Source organism: Stutzerimonas tarimensis, assembly GCF_042648805.1.
GTDB classification, from domain to species: domain Bacteria; phylum Pseudomonadota; class Gammaproteobacteria; order Pseudomonadales; family Pseudomonadaceae; genus Azomonas; species Azomonas tarimensis.
The window spans coordinates 194,563-197,890 of record NZ_JBHRXZ010000012.1; the positions used below are offsets into that span (position 1 = coordinate 194,563).

At 58.1% G+C, this 3,328-nt stretch carries 3 protein-coding genes, 3 tRNA genes and 1 rRNA gene; all 7 read right to left on the reverse strand.

Annotated features, from left to right (window positions below; genetic code table 11):
* Positions 1-82: 82 nt before the first annotated feature.
* A tRNA-Thr gene (locus ACFOMF_RS04935) sits at positions 83-158 on the reverse strand.
* A 24-nt stretch (positions 159-182) separates the two neighbouring features.
* Positions 183-256, reverse strand: a tRNA-Gly gene (locus tag ACFOMF_RS04940).
* Between the two features lie 26 nt (positions 257-282).
* Positions 283-367 (reverse strand) — tRNA-Tyr (locus tag ACFOMF_RS04945).
* 131 nt (positions 368-498) lie between these two features.
* Positions 499-1,179 (reverse strand): SPOR domain-containing protein, encoded by a 681-nt coding sequence (locus ACFOMF_RS04950; RefSeq protein ID WP_386361803.1) that lies wholly within the window; start codon positions 1,177-1,179, stop codon positions 499-501.
* Positions 1,180-1,191: 12 nt separating this feature from the next.
* Positions 1,192-1,914 carry a type III pantothenate kinase gene (locus tag ACFOMF_RS04955; RefSeq protein WP_386361804.1) on the reverse strand — a complete coding sequence of 241 codons (723 nt, stop codon included), beginning with the start codon at positions 1,912-1,914 and terminating at the stop codon, positions 1,192-1,194.
* Entirely contained in the window at positions 1,904-2,866 is a 963-nt protein-coding gene (birA, locus tag ACFOMF_RS04960) for a bifunctional biotin--[acetyl-CoA-carboxylase] ligase/biotin operon repressor BirA (RefSeq protein WP_386361805.1), read from the reverse strand. The genes ACFOMF_RS04955 and birA overlap by 11 nt, the downstream gene beginning before the upstream one ends.
* Positions 2,867-3,104: 238 nt before the next feature.
* Positions 3,105-3,220: ribosomal RNA gene (rrf, locus tag ACFOMF_RS04965) — 5S ribosomal RNA — on the reverse strand.
* Between the last annotated feature and the right edge of the window lie 108 nt (positions 3,221-3,328).

A 3,328-nucleotide genomic window follows, 5' to 3' on the forward strand; every position in this document is an offset into this window, starting at 1 on the left:
TCGAGACCATCCCTCCAAGTCGTATTGAGCCAGTCAAGCAGCGATTAAAAGAAAGGCAGATATTTTCATATCTGCCTTTATCTGGAGCTCATGAGCGGATTTGAACCGCTGACCTCACCCTTACCAAGGGTGTGCTCTACCAACTGAGCTACATGAGCGAAAACAATGCCCAAGCGACAACCTGGAGCGGGTAGCGGGAATCGAACCCGCATCATCAGCTTGGAAGGCTGAGGTTCTACCACTGAACTATACCCGCGGAAGCCGTGGCTTACGCTTTGAAACTGGTGGAGGGGGAAGGATTCGAACCTTCGAAGTCGTTGACGTCAGATTTACAGTCTGATCCCTTTGGCCACTCGGGAACCCCTCCAGAAAGTGCCGGCATTTTCCATGCCGCGCCGCCTCTTGTCAACCTTTTCCCAATAAAAACTTGAGGTTAGGTAAAACATCCTGGCCCTTTGAGCTTTCTCTCCCGAGCCAGATCCGGCAGCGGGCGCAATTCTAGGGGAACTGCCCGTTGACTGCAATGCTTGTGCAGTCAACTTCGCGATCTTGCAGAGAAGCCAGTCCACCGAGATAGCGGGAAAGGTTTTCGTCGAGCAGCGCGACACTGCGTTGCTCTATTCGCACCCACATCTGCCGCCTTGCCCTGGGTAGCTGGCGGACCTCTGGAGCATATCCCGCATTTCGCAATCTCGCCCGGCCCCGTTCTGCGATCTCCTCGCGAGAGAAGATACCCAGGGATATACCATTGGCGAGATCACCGGTTGTAATGATATGCCCATCGATATTGCGAGACTGAAGCTCGCGCAACTGTCGTGTAGCGGCCTGGCGGGAGGAGGTGGGCATCAGGTACAACCAGTAGTCGGTGCCGCCCTCCACTTCGAGCGGATAGAGCTCAGCCGGGATATTCCGCGCGAGCAGCCGCTGAACCATGGACGAAGCTGCCGAAGCGGTCGCAAATTCACCCAACAGACGGCAGCGCTCGCCCCGCAGCGTCACGCCGCCTACGGACGCACCTCGATCACTGCCGGAGGCTTCTATGAGCATCGTCAACCTTTGGGAATCAGGGCGATACACCGAAACCGGGGCCACCTCGATCGAGGTGGCCGGGCTCGCCTGCCGTTGCCAAACAAAGTAACCGATGTTGAGCGCGACAAGCAGCGTTAGAACCGCCCGCATGCTGCGACCCCCTCAAGGGCAGGCAATGGATAATCCCCGAAAAACCAGGTCCGGCATGCTGACCAGACCGTCGAGATCGGCCACTACTGGCGCATCTCCGCCGGTCGCCAGTAGCTGGCACTCGCTCCCGAGGAGTTCACGAGCGGAGGTGATCTGTGCGCTGACGTATGCACGCATCATGAGCGTGCAGCCGCGCTCGACAGCATCTCCGGTTTCTACGCCCGGAGTCATCAATGCCTGAAGATTGGGCTTCATCGGGGCGTAACGCACACGCCGTGTCTCACGATTGAGCTGATCCCTCATAAGGCTCAGCCCTGGGGCGATATACCCCCCAAGATGCTGACCTTCCCGGTCAACCAGGTCGACTGTCACCGCCGTGCCGAGGTCAACAACCATGCAGGCGCGTTTCGCGACCTCATAGGCCGCCACCACTGCCAGCCAACGGTCAGCACCAAGCATCTCGAAGTGCCGGTACCCGTTGCGTACCGTCCCTAGCTTGGCTACGGACCGGGCACGACTCACGTGAATATTCCAGCGATCTTCGATGGCGGCGATCAATTCTGCAGTCTCAGCCTCGCCTCTGACGCTTACCAGCCGGGCACGCACGAGGTCTCCGGCAGCTGCAGGCTCGATATCCTCGAGCACCTTGACTACACCTATAGGCCCAGCGTCGCCACTGTGGTTAACGCATCGCCACTTGATGAAACTGTTGCCGCAGTCGAGCTCAAGAATCATTGGTCAACCTCAAGCTCAACTCCCCAGCACTAAAAAACTGCTCGCGCCCCTCGACTAACATCCGCAGCGCACCATCAGCCGCTATACCATCTACGATACCTCGCGTAGTACGCGTCGGACTATGCAGATCGCAAACCTTCCCCTGCCATAAATGGTGCGCCTGCCACTCCTCGCGCAGGGCCTCGAATCCGAGTGCGGTATGTCTGGCCAGATAAGCCTCAAGACTGGCTGCAAGCTCGAGGGCCAGTTTCGTACGATCAACAACGGAACCCGTTTCAATACGCAAAGATGTCCATGCCTGATCTACATCAGGAGCCGTCAGCATGTTCACGTTGACCCCAACCCCGATTACCACATGACAGACATCGGAAGGGTCACCCGTCAGCTCCAGCAATACTCCAGCCAGCTTCCGGCCTCGTACCAGGATATCGTTCGGCCATTTCAGCCCAGCGGACGTCAGCCCGAACTTTCTGATGCCCTGCAGCACCGCCAGTCCAGCAACCAGGCTGAGCCCCGAAAGTTTATGGGCGCCCTGCTCTAGTCGCAGCCCCAGACTCAGATAAAGGTTGTGATAGCTCGGGCTGACCCAGGCGCGGCCGCGCCGTCCGCGCCCCGCGCTCTGCCCTTCGGCGAGAACGAGCAGCGGCATGGAGTCGCACCCGGAAAGCGAGCGCAAGCATTGGGTATTGGTGGAATCGACCTGATCATGAAGTTGCCATGCCCAACCAAGCTCTTGCAGCGCTGGAGCCATTCGCTCGCCGTCGAGCAATGAAAGGGGTGAGGCGAGACGATAGCCTTTCCCAGGAACCCTATGTAATTCGATGCCAGTATCAGACTCGAGCCGGCGGAGCTGCTTCCAGACTGCGGACCGACCAACACCCAGCAAAGTCCCCAGCTCCTGGCCTGAATGAAACTGGCCATCGCTCAATAAGCACAACAAGGATTTATCCATAACTCCGCAGTCCACACAGACACCAAGAGGAGCGGTCTCCGTTGCCTCGACGGCCCAGGGCAAACCGACATCTTACACTGGCCGTGAAACATCGGATCGACACGAAGCGCATCCTCAAACAGTTTTCAAGCTGCTCGCAATCAACCCGATCAAGTCAAGCGCGAGCACGGCCCCTGTTTTTCCGAGCCCAAAGACAAACCCCCAGCCTGCTAGTGCAGGCTGGGGGTTCGGTATAGGTGCTTGACGATGACCTACTCTCACATGGGGAGACCCCACACTACCATCGGCGATGCGTCGTTTCACTGCTGAGTTCGGGATGGGATCAGGTGGTTCCGACGCTCTATGGTCGTCAAGCGATTGGGTTGGGGCTTCGCCTTTCAGCGCGGCCCCTGAAGGGTATGTGACAGAGCAGTTGCGATCTGCAAATTTTCGGTGATGTCGGCTTCGACCGCCACCCTCTGT